At 38.1% G+C, this 17,749-nt stretch carries 15 protein-coding genes; 4 read left to right on the top strand and 11 right to left on the bottom strand.

Annotated elements, in window-relative coordinates:
• Positions 1-19: 19 nt before the first annotated feature.
• A complete protein-coding gene (locus OSH00_RS02820; protein WP_266129141.1) occupies positions 20-1,549 on the bottom strand; it encodes an outer membrane protein transport protein in 1,530 nt (509 codons plus the stop codon).
• A 274-nt stretch (positions 1,550-1,823) separates the two neighbouring features.
• Between OSH00_RS02820 and OSH00_RS02815 the strand changes: the two genes are divergently transcribed.
• Positions 1,824-2,816 (top strand): NAD(P)H-quinone oxidoreductase, encoded by a 993-nt coding sequence (locus OSH00_RS02815; RefSeq protein ID WP_266129140.1) that lies wholly within the window; start codon positions 1,824-1,826, stop codon positions 2,814-2,816.
• A 122-nt stretch (positions 2,817-2,938) separates the two neighbouring features.
• Here OSH00_RS02815 and OSH00_RS02810 read toward each other — a convergent pair whose 3' ends face one another.
• On the bottom strand, positions 2,939-3,949 hold the full coding sequence (locus OSH00_RS02810; protein WP_266129139.1) for a zinc-binding alcohol dehydrogenase family protein: 1,011 nt from the start codon (positions 3,947-3,949) through the stop codon (positions 2,939-2,941).
• A gap of 304 nt (positions 3,950-4,253) precedes the next feature.
• On the opposite strand from OSH00_RS02810, the gene OSH00_RS02805 reads away from it, so the two are divergent.
• Positions 4,254-4,754, top strand: a complete 501-nt coding sequence (locus tag OSH00_RS02805) for a hypothetical protein (RefSeq protein ID WP_004828006.1) — start codon at positions 4,254-4,256, stop codon at positions 4,752-4,754.
• Positions 4,755-4,896: 142 nt separating this feature from the next.
• Here the strand turns inward: OSH00_RS02805 and OSH00_RS02800 are convergent, their stop codons facing one another.
• The 3 genes from OSH00_RS02800 to OSH00_RS02790 form a co-directional block, all read right to left on the bottom strand.
• The gene (locus OSH00_RS02800) at positions 4,897-6,237 is read right to left on the bottom strand and encodes a CitMHS family transporter (RefSeq protein WP_266129138.1); all 1,341 of its coding nucleotides are present in this window, start codon (positions 6,235-6,237) and stop codon (positions 4,897-4,899) included.
• 390 nt (positions 6,238-6,627) lie between these two features.
• The gene (gene paeA, locus OSH00_RS02795; protein WP_266129137.1) at positions 6,628-7,956 is read right to left on the bottom strand and encodes a polyamine export protein PaeA; all 1,329 of its coding nucleotides are present in this window, start codon (positions 7,954-7,956) and stop codon (positions 6,628-6,630) included.
• A gap of 140 nt (positions 7,957-8,096) precedes the next feature.
• Entirely contained in the window at positions 8,097-9,086 is a 990-nt protein-coding gene (locus OSH00_RS02790) for a LysR family transcriptional regulator (RefSeq protein WP_004722769.1), read from the bottom strand.
• Between the two features lie 624 nt (positions 9,087-9,710).
• Here OSH00_RS02790 and OSH00_RS02785 point away from each other — a divergent pair.
• Positions 9,711-11,315 (top strand): isocitrate lyase, encoded by a 1,605-nt coding sequence (locus OSH00_RS02785; protein ID WP_196074698.1) that lies wholly within the window; start codon positions 9,711-9,713, stop codon positions 11,313-11,315.
• Between the two features lie 725 nt (positions 11,316-12,040).
• Here OSH00_RS02785 and OSH00_RS02780 read toward each other — a convergent pair.
• The 6 genes from OSH00_RS02780 to OSH00_RS02755 all read right to left on the bottom strand — a co-directional run bounded on the left by OSH00_RS02780 (position 12,041) and on the right by OSH00_RS02755 (position 16,570).
• A complete protein-coding gene (locus OSH00_RS02780) occupies positions 12,041-12,328 on the bottom strand; it encodes a PA4642 family protein (RefSeq protein ID WP_266129136.1) in 288 nt (95 codons plus the stop codon).
• Between the two features lie 223 nt (positions 12,329-12,551).
• Positions 12,552-12,824 carry a cell division topological specificity factor MinE gene (gene minE / locus OSH00_RS02775; protein ID WP_004722763.1) on the bottom strand — a complete coding sequence of 91 codons (273 nt, stop codon included), beginning with the start codon at positions 12,822-12,824 and terminating at the stop codon, positions 12,552-12,554.
• Positions 12,825-12,826: 2 nt separating this feature from the next.
• Positions 12,827-13,639 carry a septum site-determining protein MinD gene (minD, locus tag OSH00_RS02770; protein WP_004722761.1) on the bottom strand — a complete coding sequence of 271 codons (813 nt, stop codon included), beginning with the start codon at positions 13,637-13,639 and terminating at the stop codon, positions 12,827-12,829.
• A 66-nt stretch (positions 13,640-13,705) separates the two neighbouring features.
• Entirely contained in the window at positions 13,706-14,425 is a 720-nt protein-coding gene (gene minC, locus OSH00_RS02765) for a septum site-determining protein MinC (RefSeq protein ID WP_266129135.1), read from the bottom strand.
• 141 nt (positions 14,426-14,566) lie between these two features.
• A complete protein-coding gene (locus tag OSH00_RS02760) occupies positions 14,567-15,616 on the bottom strand; it encodes a preprotein translocase subunit SecA (protein WP_420909498.1) in 1,050 nt (349 codons plus the stop codon).
• Positions 15,617-15,652: 36 nt separating this feature from the next.
• On the bottom strand, positions 15,653-16,570 hold the full coding sequence (locus OSH00_RS02755; protein ID WP_196074702.1) for an acyltransferase: 918 nt from the start codon (positions 16,568-16,570) through the stop codon (positions 15,653-15,655).
• Positions 16,571-16,811: 241 nt separating this feature from the next.
• Between OSH00_RS02755 and OSH00_RS02750 the strand changes: the two genes are divergently transcribed.
• On the top strand, positions 16,812-17,462 hold the full coding sequence (locus OSH00_RS02750; RefSeq protein WP_266129134.1) for a YiaD family glycine zipper/OmpA-like lipoprotein: 651 nt from the start codon (positions 16,812-16,814) through the stop codon (positions 17,460-17,462).
• The last annotated feature ends 287 nt before the right edge of the window (positions 17,463-17,749 follow it).

Below are 17,749 nucleotides of genomic sequence, written 5' to 3'. Positions count from 1 at the left end.
TTGGTAAAAATTAAGTTGCTTAGAAACGATAACCCATTTTTAGACCATAGGCGATTGCATTGTTGTCTTTAAACCCAGCAACGTAATCATTGCTACCTGCTTGAGCACCAGTTTGCGCCTTAGCATCGCCTAACCAGAAATATTTCACACCGCCGGCAATAAATGTTGAAGGAGTCGGGCTATATTGAACACCTAAGCCAAGGTTCCAGTAACCTTCAGTTGGACCTAGAGTTGTAACAGGATTACCTGCACCAGAGTCCCAGCCAACGGATACATTTCCAGCCCATTGCTCATTCAGTTTACGACCAATACCTGCAGTGACTGTATATTGATCATCAGAGTATTCTACAAGGTTAAAACCGTTTGGTTTACCCACTAAAGGCCCAATTGCTTCGGAAACTGCGCCAAACTTAACTGGACGAATGGAAAAATCTTTCCAGTTTACCCAGCGTAGATTTGCAAAAGCCACCGTATTTGCCATGATTCCTGTTTGGAAGTCCAAGTTCACTGATTGAGGGGTGGTAATACGCGTTTTTCCACTGGTATTCTGGATTTTATTGATTGCAGCTGGTCCACCAGGAAGTAAAGCCAGTGCACCCAATGCTGAAATACTTTCTTGTACATCAGTATCATGATCAATTTCAGAACGATAAGTAACGGATGCTTTTAACGCAATTTCAGGAATTTGGAAAGCTAGACCAGCTAACCAACCCACACCGCTAGTTTCTTTAATTTTGCTATCATAACCATTATATAAGCTATAGGCCTGACCACGTAGGCTTACTGAGCCTTTTACAGTTTGATACACGCCACCACCGTAAATATTGAAGTTTTTATTGGGTTGGAAACCAAAAATCATCGATAAGTTTTGAGAATCAACTTCTACTTTGGTGTTGCCTTTGCCAAGACTGGCATTTGCTGCTGCAATTCCCTGGTCCACTCGGTTAGTAATCCCATTTTGTACTGCGGCATCAATTCCTGCTTTAATTGTGGGATTGGCGTTATATGCAGCAATCGTACTATTTAGTAGCAGTGACCCTGCGGTGGTAGAGAAGTCTATATTAGGATTTTGAGCTTTCAGAGCCGTAGCAACTACCCCTTTGGTTGGATCAGCTTGTCCTGCACTGACCAGTCCTTTAAATGTCGCATCAATTGTACTGGCACGAATTGCACTTAAGCGAGCTTGTGGTAGCACCGTATCATTTGGCGACGAAACAAAAACATTATTACCATTATATGCTGCATCCGCTCCAAAAGGTTGGTCATATAATAAACCGAATGAAACATTGTCTGTGACTTGTAATTTGATTGCTGCGGAAGGAAAGTAATAGTCATCTCCCATATCTGAGATATGTCTACGGCTTTCCGATGTGTCAGCTTCACGTCCTTCTACAGTGGGATCTAAAACAGAGATACCTGCTTCAAAATAATTATCTGGCTGTAAAAATGCTGACATAGACTGTCCTGATCTATCTAGTGCTGCTGCGTAAAGTGCAGAGCTTGGAAGATAAATGGACATCATTGCGATGAGTACTTTATTGATTCGCATATTTATCGTCTCCTTGACAATATACTTTGAAATTATTTTTATGGCGCTTTATTGATTAATGCTTAATCATATTCGCTATGATTAGTTTGAACATATCAAAATTAGAGTTTGAATCAAGTATTAAATGATAAATTTTTAATAAGAAGTTTTTTTACTTTTTCTAATGAATTTTAAGTCTATTCTTTATAGACCTTCGTGAAGAAATATTTGCAGATCTTCGGGTTTATGTTCAAATATCCAAAATCGTTAAATTCATGGATCAGGAAAGAAAAATATGTCTACAGAGTCTATGCAACAGGTCATTATTACAGAGCCAGGCGGCGTAGAAAAGCTCGCATATGAACATGTGGCAGTTCCACAACCTAAAGCAGATGAAGTCCTAATCAAGGTTCATGCGTTTGGGATTAATCGCCCCGATATTTTGCAAAGACAGGGCTTATATCCAATGCCAAAAGGTGTGACACCTGTACCTGGACTAGAAGTTGCCGGTGAGATCGTTGCTATAGGGGAAGATGTTCGGTTATTCAACATTGGAGATAAGGTTTGTGGATTGACCAATGGTGGTGGCTATGCGGAGTATTGTGTTGTACCAGAATCTCAAACCATCACGATTCCTAATGCGGTGAGCTTTGTTCAAGCTGCTGCAATCCCGGAAACTTTTTTTACCGTTTGGGCGAATGTGTTTCAAATGGCACATGCCAAAAACGGAGAAACACTTCTGGTACATGGTGGCGCCAGTGGTATTGGTACTACTGCCTTAATGCTAGCTCAATCTCTGGGTTTGAAAAGCTTTGCTACCGTCGGCTCTGATGAAAAAGTTCGTGCGATTGCGCACTTAACCGATGCGATCAACTATAAAACTGAAGATTTTGAAAAGGTTATTCTAGAAAAGACTGAAAATGCAGGAGTTGATATTATTCTTGATATGGTTGGGGCGCCTTATCTGGAACGAAACTTAAACTTGCTGCGTAGAGATGGACGTTTGGTCTATATCGCTTTTCTTGGTGGCGCAAAAGCCAAAGATGTAAAACTTGGACAAATCATGATGAAGCGCCTTACCATCACAGGTTCGACTATGCGGGCACGCAATACAGCCGAAAAAGCAGAAATTGCTCGTGGTTTGATGACGCATGTGGTGCCTCTTTGGGAAAAAGGTGAGTGTTTGCCAATGGTTTATAAGACATTTAAGTTTGATCAAATTCAAGCTGCACATGCATCTATGGATACCGGTGAGCATATAGGTAAAGTTGTAGTAGAAGTCATTTAAAATCATGCTGTGACTAGCACGATTTTAGTCTCTTTGATGTTCTAAATCTAAATGAATAGTATCGCTTAAATCTGTACATGTAGATTTAAGCGATCAACAAAAATCAATATGATCCAGAAAAATCAAAAGCCTTCCAAAACTATTTTTCCAATGCTTTGTCCTGACTCAATCATTCTGTGCGCTTGAGTTACATGCTCCACATTGATGGTTCCCAAGTTTTGACCCAAGGTCGTTTTAATCCTATGGTCATCAATTAATTTGGAAATTTTATTGAGAATATCGCCTTGTCGTGTCATGTCTTTGGTCTGAAACGTAGATCGGGTAAACATAGATTCCCAATGAATAGAGACTGATTTGATTTTAAAAGGATGAATAACAAAATTCTCAGGATCATCAATCAGACCAAAATGCCCTTGTGGTGCAATTAGATTGGCAATTTGCTGTGTATAACGTCCAGTGCCATTGATTGAAAATACATAATGCGGCGAACCAATATTAAGGTCTAAAATTTGTTGTTCTAAGGGCTGACTGTGATCTACGATAAAATCTGCGCCAATCTCTTGTAGCCATGCTTTAGTTTCTGGTCGAGATGCAGTGGCAATCACTGTAAATTCAGTCAAAACTTTGAGCAATTGGACAGTAATTGATCCCACACCCCCGGCTGCACCAATCACTAAAATGACGGGTTTTTCTTGCTTGGTATCTTGAATTTTTAAACGGTCAAATAGCATTTCGTAGGCGGTTAATGACGTTAAAGGTAGAGCGGCAGCTTCAGCACTGCTGATTGATTGAGGTTTTAAACCTACGATTCGTTCATCAACCAATTGATATTCTGCATAAGAACCTTGTCTTTGGTTAGAGCCAGCATAAAATACTTCATCACCGACTTTAAAGTTTTGAACTTGGTCACCGATGGCTTTGACAATTCCGACTGCATCATGGCCCAGAATTTTCCATGTTTCATTCTCAGGTGAGGTACGTTGGCGCATTTTAATATCTACAGGATTAATTGAAATCGCTTTGATTTCAACCAAAAGATCGTGGCCTGTTGCGATAGGGGGATCAATGTCAACTTCAGAAAAAACATTGGCTTCTGAAATTGCGAGAGGTTTCTTATAAGCAACAGCTTTCATGAGGTTCACTATTTTTTATTGCGTTATTAAATCAATAGCAAAAAAAATGCTTTTAGGAAAGCATAAATTTGTGAGCTTATGATTATCTGGGAAATTTGATTGAAGGCGCTTAAACTCAAAAATTCGATAATAAAAAAATCAGTAAACTACATATATGTGTATAAATCAAAATTGCATGCAAAAATCATTTTAGCATAATATTTTAAGTTCAATCTTCTCCTGATCAGCAGTGAATATTAACTCTGTTTTAATTTTAAAATTATGCGAAAATAAGGATTCTATTTATTTTGTTTTTAGGACTCCCATGACAGATTCTTCTGCATCATTAAGCGATATTGAAATTTTAGACATTCTTCAGTCGATGAAATCGGATGAATTGAATGTTGATGCAAAAAAAATCATTCGTGAGGGCGGAAAAGCGGGGCGTCAAGAAGCACATAAACAGGCATTGGTTGCGCTAAATCAGAGCTTTGAGGATAAATTTGTTGAAGCGGTAACATTAGCTTTAAATCTGAATGAAGCGCAAGCAAAGAAAATCCGTTATAAAAAAGACCGTGTCCGAATTTTAAAAGCCAAAGGCATTGATTATTTGGCGATTGATGGTGCCGAGACAGCTCAAGTGCTGTCACAAGTCGCACAGGCAATTGTTCGCGAAGATGCAATTGTGACACATGATCTGCACAATATTTTCCCATTCTGGAAAGAAGGATGGCCAATGGTACAATTTGATAGTGCTTATAAAATTTTGGAAGATGATATTTCAATTCATTACCAAGCATTACTCGATGTATTAATTCATCCTTAATTTTGGTCACTCTTTATCTCTATTGAAAGTTGTAGCTTAAGTCTGATGAATAGCTCAGACTAGATTGTCTTTATTGATGATTTGAGTCGAAAAAGCCGATATTTATATCGGCTTTTGTGTATTTTGGTGAGAATATTTTTGATCAGTGCATAGATGAATATAATGGGAATACACCAAGTAACATTGCTGCAACCAACATGACCAAGCAGGTGAGAATTGCCCATTTAATCGTAAATTTTTGGTGTTGCCCAAATTCAATTCCTGCCAGTCCACATAACAAATAAGTTGATGGAACCAGTGGAGAAAGTAAATGTACAGGCTGACCCACAATTGAAGCACGTGCCATTTCTACAGGTGTAATTCCATAGTGGCTTGCGGCTTCAGAAAGAATAGGTAAAACACCATAATAAAATGCATCATTTGACATAAAGAAAGTCAACGGCATACTGATAACAGCAGTAATCGGTGCTAAAAATGGTCCCATACTTTGTGGAATAATCGCAACCAATTCTTTAGACATGGCATCAACCATGCCTGTGCCTGTCAAGATTCCAGTAAAGATCCCTGCTGCGAAAATGATACCCACAACATTCAGCGCACTACCGGCATGATGAGCGACTAAAGATTTTTGCATATCGACATCTTTATAGTTCACAACAAGTGCAATACACAGTGCAATCATAAATAGAATGGGTAAAGGTAGAACGCCTTTTACCAAACAAATCATCAATACAACAGTTAATAAACCATTAAACCATCTTAAATGTGCACGATTCGCTTCAGGGTTGGTTGAAATCTGAATGTTATCACCATGGCTGACATCAAGTTCAATGATCCCTAAACGCTTACGTTCCATACGACCATACATAAAGCCAACAAAGTATAACCAAACAATCGCAATCAGCATCGGTAAGACCATAGGTACAAAGATATCACTTGCTTCTACATGCAAAGCACTGGCAGCACGAGCAGTTGGACCACCCCAGGGGGTAAGATTCATAATTCCACTTGCAAGCATCATTAGACAAGCCATGATGAGTGGACTCATACCCAGTCGTTTATAGAGCGGGAGCATTGCGGCTACACAGATCATATAGGTGGTTGAGCCATCACCATCTAAAGACACGATTAAAGTTAAAGTAATCGTCCCAATTACAACTTTTAACGGATCACCTTTAACCAGTTTCAAGATGAATTTGACTGAAGGATCAAACAGACCTGTATCAATCATGATGGCAAAGTAGAGAATGGCGAATAACAGCATAACGCCAGTAGGGGCAAGCTTTTTAACGCCCTCTAACATCATTTCGCCAAGTTCTTTGATTTCAATATGCCCTAGACTGTCCACGTAGAAGCCAAGACCGTAAGCGATAAGTGCGAATAGAATTGGGATAAGTGTAAGTGCAGCAAGTGCAGTCATTCGTCTAGACATGATTAAATACATAAAGCATAAAATCATGCCTAAACCTAATACGGTTAGCATAGTTCAATCCTTGAATGAGACTTTTAATACAGAAGTCTTTTAGTTTTTTGAGCAAAAGCATGCTAATAGTTATTTGATTAAATTTAAATATATTTGTAGAAATATTAAATGAGCAACTATTTTTTAAATAAATAGATTATTTAAAACAGATAGTTAAAATTTGAATAATTTTATGCACCAAAATGGTTATAAAATTTAAGATATTGATTTATATGTTTTTATTTTAATGGTTATTTTAATTGATGAATTCATGTTAATTTTCATATTTTAAAATATTATGAATAAATGTGATGTCACTATCATAAAATGATAAAATTTTGTCATTAAGAGCCATAAACTGCGATCAAAGCTCAGTAAATAGACTTGAGCTTTGATTGAGAAAATAAACGGCTAAGATGGACTTTCTTCAGAAAGTGGTGCTTCTGCTTTTTCAAGCAAACGGGTCACCAAAAGTTGGTCAATCTTAAAATGATCGACATCCACCACTTCAAATTTATATCCGCCATAAATAACGGTATCAGCAGGTTTCGGAATTTTTCTTAACTGGTACATCATAAAACCTGCCAGGGTTTCATAATTATCTTCATCAGGCATTTCATCAATTTCCAGAGCATGTTTCATGTCTTCAATCGGTGTACTGCCATCAATCAGCCAGGAATTATTATCGCGTTTGATAATCTGCTGATCTTCTTCCATAGGTGTTACCCAATCTCCCATGACCGTAATCATAATGTCAGAAAGGGTTATGACACCAACCACCAGTGCATATTCGTTGAACACCACAGCAAATTTTTCTTTACTTGATCTAAAACGATCCAGTAATTCAGACAGTGTCAAGGTGTCGGGGATACTTAATACAGTACGGATGGTGGATTCATTCAATTGATTGATTTTTTGATTGTTGAGAATACGTACCAATATATCTTTGGCATCGACATAGCCAATGACTTGGTCAATCGTTTCATTACAAACTAAAAACTTTGAATAGGGATATTCAGCTAATTTTTGGCGAATGCTTTCTTCTGGTTCTTTTAATGTAAAAAACACCACATTTTCACGTGGTGTCATACTTGAGGGTACATTACGCTCTTCAAGTTCAAATACATTCTCAATAAAATGATGTTCTTGTTTTTGCAATACACCTGCCTGTGCACCTGCATCCATTACTGCTGAAATATCATCGAAAGTAATGTTGTCTTCGCGGGTGGTATTCACCTTAAACAGACGGAACAGTAAGTTTGCAACAGCATTAATAAACCAAGCCAAAGGTTTACAGACAATAATAAAAACTTGAATCGGATTGATGACTGCAACTGCAATTTTTTCAGGTGCGATCATTGCCATGCGTTTTGGCATTAAGTCTGCAAAAAGAATAAATAGTGAGGTCACTAAAGTAAAGGACAGTGCAAAACTGATGGTTTCAGCCCACGGACCCACATAAAAGCGAGCAACGAATTCGAAAAAATAAGGACGAAATGCGCCTTCACCTAAAATACCACCTAGAATAGCGACCGCATTTAACCCGATTTGGGAGGCAGCAAAGAAATCGGCTGAGTTTTGCTGCAAGTCTAGGACTTTTTGTGCACGTTCATCGCCAGATTCGGCAAGAATTTTGAGTTTAACTTTACGCGCACCTGCAAGTGCGATTTCAGTTAAAGATAAAAAACCAGCTCCTGCAATGAGTACGACAATAACTAGGATATTCTGGAAGAGGCTCACGAATCCACCTGTGGATCATCATTATTATGAGATGTTATGAATACATAATAAGTTAACACAAAAAAGGGCGGTAGTGATTAATCACTACCGATTTAAAATGAGTATAAGCTTGAAATGATAAGAATTTAAGAAAAATTATCTTAATATTGAGAAAAATGTGAATTATTCTGCATGAATTCACGATTTTCTTCTTCAATCATTTGACGTGCAACATAGAGGATCAGTTGACGTAACCAACGGTGGGCAGGGTGGTGGTGCAGTAAAGGACACCACGCCATTTTTAATTCAAACTCTGGAATATAAAATGGAGGATCTTTGATTAATAAATTCTGGCTTTTCGCCTGTAAGCGCGCAATGCGTGTAGGTAAGGTTGCAATCAAATCGACATTGGATGCCAATAATGCAGGCATTTGATAATGACGGGTAAAGACTGAAATTTTACGTTTTTGGCCAATACGTTCTAAGGCTTGATCAATCCAACCTAATCCGGCTTGTTTTTCAGGGTTTACACCAAATCCAACCCCCATCCCTGTTTTTGAAACCCAAATGTGCTGTGCATCTAAATAGCTTTTAAGATTTAGGTTGCTTGAAGCTGGATGTTTGTTGTTAAGTAGGCAAGAAAAGCTGTCGCGCCACACCAGAACTTGGTGAAAGCTTTGTGGAATCTCATTGAAACGGTTGATTGCCAAATCAACTTTGCCTTGTTCCATATCTCGATAAGACACATCACTTGGGGTAAGAAAGTCGAGAACAACGTTCGGTGCTTCTGAGCGTAGTGCTTTGACTAGACGAGGAACTAAAGTTGCTTCAGCATAGTCTGAAGTCATGATACGGAAGACCCGATTACTGGTATATGGTCTAAACTCAGTACGAGGCTCCAAAATCATCGACAAGTCCGAGAGTGCATCACGGATTCGCGGTTGCAATTCAAGCGCACGTTCTGTTGGCGTCATACCTTCAGATGAGCGAATCAAAAGTGGATCATTAAATAAGTTACGGAGACGACGTAAAATATTACTCATTGCTGGTTGCGTTACACCCAACTGCTCTGCTGCACGAGTCACATTTTTTTCACGTAAAAGAACGTCAAGGTAAATTAAGAGGTTTAGATCGACCCGCTCCAGATTCATAAAAAAAATACCGAAAATAAAATTTAGAAATCACATGTGATTATGCCATAAGGAAATGCATTTGTGTAAAAAGTAGATGAAAAAACACCAACAGATGGTACTTATTATGAGATTTCTGAGTGTATTTCTGTTTAATGGGTTTAAACACTTTCAAAACACAAATCATCTTTTTTGAGATTATACAATATAGCGTATTGCGGGAATGAGAGATGTGCTTTTCAAGCAGCAGACATGGTACTCATTTAAGCCATGATAAGTTCAATGTTTGTCCATTTTTACATCAAAAAAAACAAGGTCAAGTGTATTTTTAACTCGTTGAGACTTAAGTCTAATAAATATAAAACAACCATTTTGATGGATTATTAGTCAAAATAGTTTAATTGAGATAATTTAAAATTAATTTAAAAATAAATACTTAAAAAATTATTACATAATTATAATACGACTTTGATCTATATATTTTTTAAATAAATACTGAAAATTAACCTAGAATATTGGATTAATTAGGGCAGTCAATCTAAGCTAAGTCCATAACAACGAAGTGTTCTAAATCTGAACAATCAAATAGCGAGTGGATTTGGCTCTTCGATTGATGAAATCCTAATATTATTACAGGAACATATCATGACTACATACCAAACAGCGATTGATGCAATCCGTGAATTAAAAGCAAAATTCGGAAGCACTTGGCGCGATATTAGCCCAGAAGATGCTGCGCGTATGCAAATGCAAAACCAATTCAAAACTGGTTTAGATATCGCTAAATATACAGCTGCGATCATGCGTCGTGATATGGCTGAATATGATGCTGATTCTAGCAAATATACTCAATCATTAGGTTGCTGGCATGGTTTCATCGCGCAACAAAAAATGATCGCGAACAAAAAATATTTCGGTACCACAAGCAAACGTTATATCTACCTTTCTGGTTGGATGGTTGCTGCACTTCGTTCAGAATTCGGTCCTCTTCCTGACCAATCTATGCACGAAAAAACGTCTGTACCTGCATTGATCGAAGAGATCTACACATTCTTGCGTCAAGCTGATGCGAAAGAACTAAACGATTTATTCCGTGCACTTAAAAAAGCAAATGAAGCGGGTGATACTGCTAAAGCTGCTGAAATTACTGCGCAAATCGACGGTTTCCAAACTCACGTTGTGCCAATCATTGCGGACATCGATGCTGGTTTCGGTAACGAAGAAGCAACTTATTTGCTTGCTCGTAAAATGATTGAAGCTGGTGCTTGTGCGCTTCAAATCGAAAACCAAGTATCTGATGCAAAACAATGTGGTCACCAAGCTGGTAAAGTAACAGTTCCACACGAAGACTTCATTGCTAAAATCCATGCATTACGTTATGCATTCTTAGAAATGGGTCTTGATGACGGTATCATCGTTGCACGTACTGACTCTGAAGGCGCTGACTTGACTCAAAAAATCCCAGTGGTTAAAGAGCCAGGCGATATCGCTTCTCAATATATCAGCTACTTAGATACTCAAGAAATTGATATTGCGGATGCTCAAGAAGATGAAATCTTGATCAAACGCGATGGTAAATTACACCGTCCTAAGCGTCTTGCTTCTGGCTTGTATCAATTCCGTGAAGGCACTCAAATTGACCGTGTTGTACTTGACTGTGTGTCTAGCTTACAAAATGGTGCAGATCTTCTTTGGATCGAAACAGCGACTCCAAACGTTGAAGAAATTGCTCACATGGTGAATCGTGTACGTGAAACTGTTCCAAATGCGAAGCTGGTTTATAACAACAGCCCATCATTCAACTGGACTTTGAACTTCCGTCAACAAGCTTACGACCGTTGGGTTGCTGAAGGTAAAGACGTTTCTGCTTACGACCGTGCTAAATTAATGAGCGCTGAGTATGACAACACTGAATTAGCTGCTGATGCTGATGCGAAAATCCGTACTTTCCAAGCAGATGCTTCTCGTGAAGCAGGTGTGTTCCATCATTTGATCACACTTCCGACTTACCACACTGCTGCGCTTTCTACTCATGAGCTTGCACAAGGTTACTTCGGTTCTGAAGGTATGTTGGCTTATGTTGCTGGCGTACAACGTAAAGAAATCCGCGGTGGTATCGCTTGTGTTAAACACCAAGCAATGGCTGGTTCTGACATCGGTGATGATCACAAAGAAATCTTCTCTGGTGACAATGCACTTAAAGCGCATGACGATGCTAAAAACACGATGAACCAATTCGCAGCGCACTAAGCTGAGAATGGATTCGAAAAACCCAGCGCAAGCTGGGTTTTTTTATGCCTGATGGTAAGTTAGATCTTTCAAAACATATTTATAAAGCAAATAGGTAAATGTTTTAAATAGTTCTATGCTTTTATTTCAACAACGGATTGTTGGGGTGAATAACGACACAAAAGCAACTGAACTTTTATGCTGCTGTCTTTGATGCCAGAACTTAATCAATATTTATGACTAACACAAAAAATGAATACCCAATGATGTATTTGTTGCTTTGGTTTTGTCATATCAAAGTCAAAATAAGTTAAATCAATCAATATCCTTATGTAAAGCTTGTCTCATATAGACAGGGCATTTTCACAGCCTCATATTTTGAGAAAAGTTTTGATCGATTTGCCTTGACGATGCTTTGCTTTTCAAGGGAAGTTCTAAAGCTTGCGCTACAAACAAAGTGTTGCTTTGTTTTTGCTCAGGTCGAAAAGATATATCCATGCCACTGACCAAGATAGCAAGTCAGGTGCAATTGACAGAGCGGAAACCAAAAGCCATATTATTTTCAACCTCAGTCTTATATAAATTTTTTGACCAAATGGAATTCACCTGAGGTCACACTAATTTAACTGATTCAGAGGAGTGCTATGATCAAGAAAAATAAAAAATGCCCAATGATATTTATTGAGCATTTGTATAAAAATAAGTCTAAGTTTTTTCAAAACCGAGTCATCATTTCTTTACCATGTTTAAGCAAACTTTGCCAAAACTGCCAAGAAACCTTCTTTTTGACGCGGATATTCAGCAATCACATCATGAATACGCTGACCTTCAGGATTGGTTGCATTGATGTCGCGACCATCAGCAACAAACTTCGTCAACAAGCGTTCATAGTCAAAAGGGCGCATGTGTTTAAATGCGTGATACAACACATGGAAATCTGTGTTGATCCCTTCAGGAGGAAGTTGATCTAAATAGGCAAAAACACGCTCGTCTGACCATTCTTCATTGAACGTTGCTGGCTGTGAAAGTGCCATAACAGCATCTCCTCAAAAAAATCTAAATCTAATCGATTATCTTAGTTTGCAGCATTATATAAAAGCTATTGATATTTACGCGAATAAAGATAAATACAATATTTAGCTGAATAAAATCTAAAATAAAAAGGGCAAAATATCCAGCAAGAGTAAAAACAGTGCTTTTCTAACTCCGCAACATATTTTGCCCTGAATCAATTCACTTGACTAATCAATAATGAAATTATCGTTCTTCAGGTAAATTGATATTCATTTCCAACATTTCAATGTTGGCTTCTGAACGAACTTGCATCTGAATGTGCTGTTCATCCACACCACGTACATAACGATTGACCACTTGCATGATTTCTTTTTTCATTTGATCAATCTTGTCTTGGCTCAGGCGTTTGCCCAAACCATTTTCAGAAGCAACAATAACTTTTAAGCGATCTTTAGCAGTTTGGGCGCTAGATGGTTTGTCATCGTTGCTAAAAAGTTTACTCCAAAATCCTGCCATTTCTACGCTCCAAATAATCGTGCTAACCAACCCTTAGGTTTCACTGTAATATGACGATAAGGACGTTCCTCACCCAAGAAACGAGCAACTAAATCATCATACGCTTGTCCAGCAGAAGCTTCTTGATAAAGAATGACAGGTTTACCTTCATTCGATGCCTGAAGCACACTTGGGCACTCTGGAATAACACCAAGAGTAGGAACACGTAAGATATCTTTAGAAATATCGTCAATGGTCAACATTTCTTGCTTATCGGCACGTTCAGGGTTAAAACGTGTGATACATAAATGTTTACGAACACGTCCTTCGTTGTTTTCAACTTTTTTCGTTTTGCTGTCGAGCATTCCAATAATACGGTCAGAATCTCGAACGGAAGAAATCTCAGGGTTGGTCACAATAATGGCTTCATCTGCATGATACATGGCTAAAATCGCACCACGTTCAATCCCGGCAGGTGAGTCACAAATAATGTAATCAAACTCTTGAGAAAGTTCATCAATCACACGTGCGACACCATCATCACTTAGGGCATCTTTATCACGCGTTTGTGATGCAGGTAAAATATATAAGTTTTCAATATCTTTATCACGAATCAAGGCTTGTTGTAAGCGCGCTTCGTTATTGATGACATTGACAAAGTCATAAACGACACGACGTTCACAGCCCATAATCAAATCAAGATTACGCAACCCTACATCGAAATCAATAACAACAGTTTTATGACCACGTAGGGCTAATCCTGTTGCAAAAGATGCACTCGTCGTAGTTTTACCTACGCCACCTTTGCCTGATGTAACGACAACAATTTTGGCCACCGAATCCACTCCTGTTATGGTCATTTACTCGATTGATCGAGTTTTATATGGTGTTTAATTTATACCTTAAAATTGCAAAGCTTCAAATACTAGCTCTTGCTGATCATTCAAGTAAATTTGTACAGCTTTTTTAATCACATCTTGTGGAATGTCATCTGCTACACAATATGTTCCTGCTATAGAAACCAATTCGGCTTCTAATGAATGACAAAAAATTCTTGCAGTGGTATTCCCACCTGCACCAGCGATGACTCTACCACGAACACTGCCATAGATATGTATATTTCCTGAAGCAATGACTTCTGAACCACTATTGATTCCAGCATTTAGGATGATATCGCCATGATCTTGAACAATACATTGTCCAGTTCTTAAAATTTCATCATGATATGAGGTTGCATGACTTAATGTTTTAGACGTATTCGCTGTTGCAGTTTTTGCTGGTTCGTCAGGCTGCTTTACAGGTGTTTCAAGCACTTGTTCTTTGGTGGGTTTAATGCGCTGTAAAGGACGATCGGCAGGCAAAACAGGGAACTGAATTGCTCTGGCTTGATCACCCAACAAACCATCAATCACAGCCATTGGCTGTAAGTCTAAGCTGATGATCAATTGAATCAATGCAATAAGCTCTTGTTCAACTGTGGTATCAATAATGACCAAAGCCCCTTGATAAGAGGTTTCGCTCATCATTGATGTTAATTGCTGGCGGATGGCATCATGATCATTAGTATCGAAGGTTAATCGGGTAAAATTAACCATTCTGCCTGTAATCCGTATATCAGCCATAATTGTTCCTTAAAAGGCTTGTGACCTAAATTTTTCTATCTAAAGTCAAATTGTAAATTAGGGCAAATGCTAGAACATATTCAATGATTTCTCTAGCAAAGATACAAATATTTTCAATGAATTGCTTATTCTTTGAATCACTCAATCTTTGATCTGATCATTTTTTTCTAATTCAATTTGCCATTGTTTTACTTTCACTTGCTTTCTCAATGATTCTAAACTTTCATAGACGACAGATTCAACTAATTCTTCAAGATGCTGATTTTCAATATTTATCTGGCTAAGTTTCGTAGAAATAAGTTGATAGGTTGCATTTGGATTTTGGGCGCTGCCTTGGATAAATGGCTGCACTAACCCTTGAGTAATGTTTTCTCCCAGCTGTTGTCCAATATTTTGAATTTGATTTTCAATTCTACTGCCAGCAATAGGAATCAATCTTAATAATTGGGTGAGTTGGGGGGTATCCTCAATGGCTTGGCGAACAATTTGACCGACATTGTGGGTCATTTGAGCGCTTTGCGCTTTTAATTCTACAGCCAAAGATTCTTGTAAAATTTCAGCCAGCGTCTGTGCAAAACGTTCTCGGTGATGATCTACCAAATCATGAATGATCTTTTTATGACTTGAACTGGTGTCAAGTTCATGTTTGATACCATCAATCACAGTGATCACAACACGGTCAGAAAGTTCTTCCATCAAGACACGGTAATAAAAGATAATGCGTTTCATGATGCTGTCAGGAATGACCTTATAGCCTAGTTCATGAAAATGATAAGCAATGATGCCTGCCCGAATTAAACGTAAAAAACGTAGATAGGGGATAATGGCTAAAATTTCATACCAGTGAATAAAGGGAAAAAAGAACCATCGTGCATGATGTTTGTTGATGATCGCAATCAACCAACGGATACCTAATTCAACGACTAAGAAAGTAATAAACCAACTTTCTGTTTTTATTACCCAAGGATGTAAATCCGTTTTGTAGTAGTGTAACACTTGTGGCAGGCGAATTTCATTAAACAGCCAATCGCCAAAATTGCTCATCAAAAAGGCATTGGCACATAAACAGAACAAGTTAAAAACAATAATAAACATCATAAAGATGTCATAACCAAATGAAATCCACCATCCTCGTGACATCTCCTGTTTGGGTTGTGTTCCCTGTTGAGGGGCGTTAACTTGCTCTGTCATGCCAATCCTTTACATTGAATTTATAAAAAGCTGAGATTAGCTTTTATATTTTTCTTTAATGGTGCTGATCAACTGATCTTTTTCAGCCCATAACTCATCCACCCAATTTTGAAAACGTTGACGATATTCCGCATCGTCTTCATAGTTCCCGCCCAGTACCCAATCTGGAATTTCAATTTTACGCATATTTACAGCGATGCGGGGGACTTCACCCAGCCAAAATTCACCATAACCAGGCGCGCCATCTGGATAAACAATGGTCATGTCCACCAATGCATCAATTTGATCACCCAAAATATTTAAAGCAAGAGCTAATCCACCAGCTTTGGGTTTGAGTAAGTGTGTAAAAGGAGAGTTTTGTTGATCGTGCTTTTGTTGGGTAAATCGAGTACCTTCCAAATAGTTTAAAAGAGTAAATGGTTGGCTGAGTAATTGCTCACAGGCTTTTCGGGCTTCCTCCATATCCCGATATTTGAGTTCTGGATTTTTTGCAATTTGTTCCTTACTATGTCGCTTCATCATTGGGAAGCCCAGAATTTTAAAAGCTTGCCCAACGAAAGGAATAAAAATAAGTTCCCATTTCGTGAAAAAACGGGTCAAAGGCATACGGGTTAAACCAAAGTATTGGTTAACGGTGGTATCTACCCAGCTTTGGTGATTACAGGTCATTAAATAACGTCCCTGCATATTGAGATCTAGGTTGTCATCGACACTGATATCCCATTGTGTTTCTGGTAGAACATGGTCAATCAACCAGTTGTTAATACCAAGCCAGCTATTGGTGATATTAATATTGGTTTCATCCACTTTCTTGGACTTTTTAAACAATTTGGTCAGACCTAAAGCAAGAACTGGCGGACCATGAAAAAAAGTACTCCCAGTGATCACTGTACCCACGGTTAGACCTTTCGTAATTTTTTTTAAAATAGGTTGCTTCTGCTGCTGAGATGACATAAAACAGTCCTAGTGATTTATTGTGAATGTGTGCTCAAAGTACACAATATAGTCGTTACGATTTAATTTAAAAAGGTACATTTAACGACTATGTATAAATTATGATGATCAGTTTTGTTAATATTGTTGCAAATATTACAAAATGTAAAAAAAAATGTGAATTTTAACAAAATGTCTATAGTGGCGCTTTGTTTTTTATACCAAAATTAGTTCAACAAAAAACACAACTTGGAGGCATGCAATGCGTGCACTAGTAATTACAACACTTACAGCTGGGGCTCTCGTACTTTCTGGCTGTCAAACAACTGGCAATAACATTGGCGGTATGGAATACGACAAATCTGCTTTAGGTGGTTTGATCGGTGCGGCGGCAGGTTACGGTTTATCTCGTGGTAATGCGAATTCATCTTCGCAAAATAACCGTGCAGCAGCAATTGGCGCACTTTTAGGTGCGGGTGCTGGTCTTTACCTTGATAATAAAGAGAAAAAATTACGCCAACAAATGCAGGGTACTGGTGTAGAAGTTAACCGTAATCCAGATGGTTCTGTGGCATTGATTATGCCTGGTAGCATTACTTTTGATACCAATAAATCAACAATTAAACCAAACTTCTACGGTACTTTGAATAAAGTTGCTCAAACATTAATGGAAGATAACAAGAGTGTAATTCTTGTAACGGGTTATACTGATAATACTGGTAATGATTCAATCAATATTCCATTGTCTCAAAACCGTGCGTATTCAGTAGCAAACTATCTGAAAGGCAAAGGTGTAGCTAGCCGTATCGATACTCAAGGTTATGGTGCTCAGAACCCAATCGCAGATAACTCAACTGCTGCTGGTCGTGAGCAAAACCGTCGTGTAGAGATCAGCATCTACGCTGCAAACTAAGAAAAATAATCTTTCATTTTTCTAGTTTAAATCTCCAAAAGGAATCATCGTTGTGATGATTCCTTTTTTTATGCATTTGCATTGAAAAACGGCTATTTGCCAGACACTTTTAATTTTTGATGTTGAAACAATGTTTTTCATCATACCAACATGAAGATTGATGAAACTTTAATAAATAGGACAGAACATCGTATGTTCCGATTTTAAAGTGAATCATCTTGACTTGGATCAATAGTCGGAAAAATTCTAATTAAGCGTTTTGCAAGTCTACTTTAGATGACTATAAT

The sequence above is a fragment of the Acinetobacter nematophilus genome, assembly GCF_026344175.1.
In the GTDB taxonomy this organism is placed as follows: domain Bacteria; phylum Pseudomonadota; class Gammaproteobacteria; order Pseudomonadales; family Moraxellaceae; genus Acinetobacter; species Acinetobacter nematophilus.
The sequence above is the reverse complement of the archived record's forward strand: the minus strand, read 5'-3'. Positions and strand labels throughout refer to the sequence as shown.

What these genes read in the sequence shown, in the direction of transcription:
- OSH00_RS02800 (WP_266129138.1), bottom strand. Translation starts at nt 6,237, where the DNA reads ATGCTAACCGTATTAGGTTTAGGCATGATTTTATGCTTTATGTATTTA.
- OSH00_RS02780 (WP_266129136.1), bottom strand. Translation starts at nt 12,328, where the DNA reads ATGGCACTTTCACAGCCAGCAACGTTCAATGAAGAATGGTCAGACGAG.
- OSH00_RS02820 (WP_266129141.1), bottom strand. Translation starts at nt 1,549, where the DNA reads ATGCGAATCAATAAAGTACTCATCGCAATGATGTCCATTTATCTTCCA.
- OSH00_RS02810 (WP_266129139.1), bottom strand. Translation starts at nt 3,949, where the DNA reads ATGAAAGCTGTTGCTTATAAGAAACCTCTCGCAATTTCAGAAGCCAAT.
- OSH00_RS02755 (WP_196074702.1), bottom strand. Translation starts at nt 16,570, where the DNA reads ATGTCATCTCAGCAGCAGAAGCAACCTATTTTAAAAAAAATTACGAAA.
- OSH00_RS02790 (WP_004722769.1), bottom strand. Translation starts at nt 9,086, where the DNA reads ATGAATCTGGAGCGGGTCGATCTAAACCTCTTAATTTACCTTGACGTT.
- OSH00_RS02760 (WP_420909498.1), bottom strand. Translation starts at nt 15,616, where the DNA reads ATGACAGAGCAAGTTAACGCCCCTCAACAGGGAACACAACCCAAACAG.
- OSH00_RS02785 (WP_196074698.1), top strand. Translation starts at nt 9,711, where the DNA reads ATGACTACATACCAAACAGCGATTGATGCAATCCGTGAATTAAAAGCA.
- OSH00_RS02750 (WP_266129134.1), top strand. Translation starts at nt 16,812, where the DNA reads ATGCGTGCACTAGTAATTACAACACTTACAGCTGGGGCTCTCGTACTT.
- minC (WP_266129135.1), bottom strand. Translation starts at nt 14,425, where the DNA reads ATGGCTGATATACGGATTACAGGCAGAATGGTTAATTTTACCCGATTA.
- OSH00_RS02805 (WP_004828006.1), top strand. Translation starts at nt 4,254, where the DNA reads ATGACAGATTCTTCTGCATCATTAAGCGATATTGAAATTTTAGACATT.
- OSH00_RS02815 (WP_266129140.1), top strand. Translation starts at nt 1,824, where the DNA reads ATGTCTACAGAGTCTATGCAACAGGTCATTATTACAGAGCCAGGCGGC.
- minE (WP_004722763.1), bottom strand. Translation starts at nt 12,824, where the DNA reads ATGGCAGGATTTTGGAGTAAACTTTTTAGCAACGATGACAAACCATCT.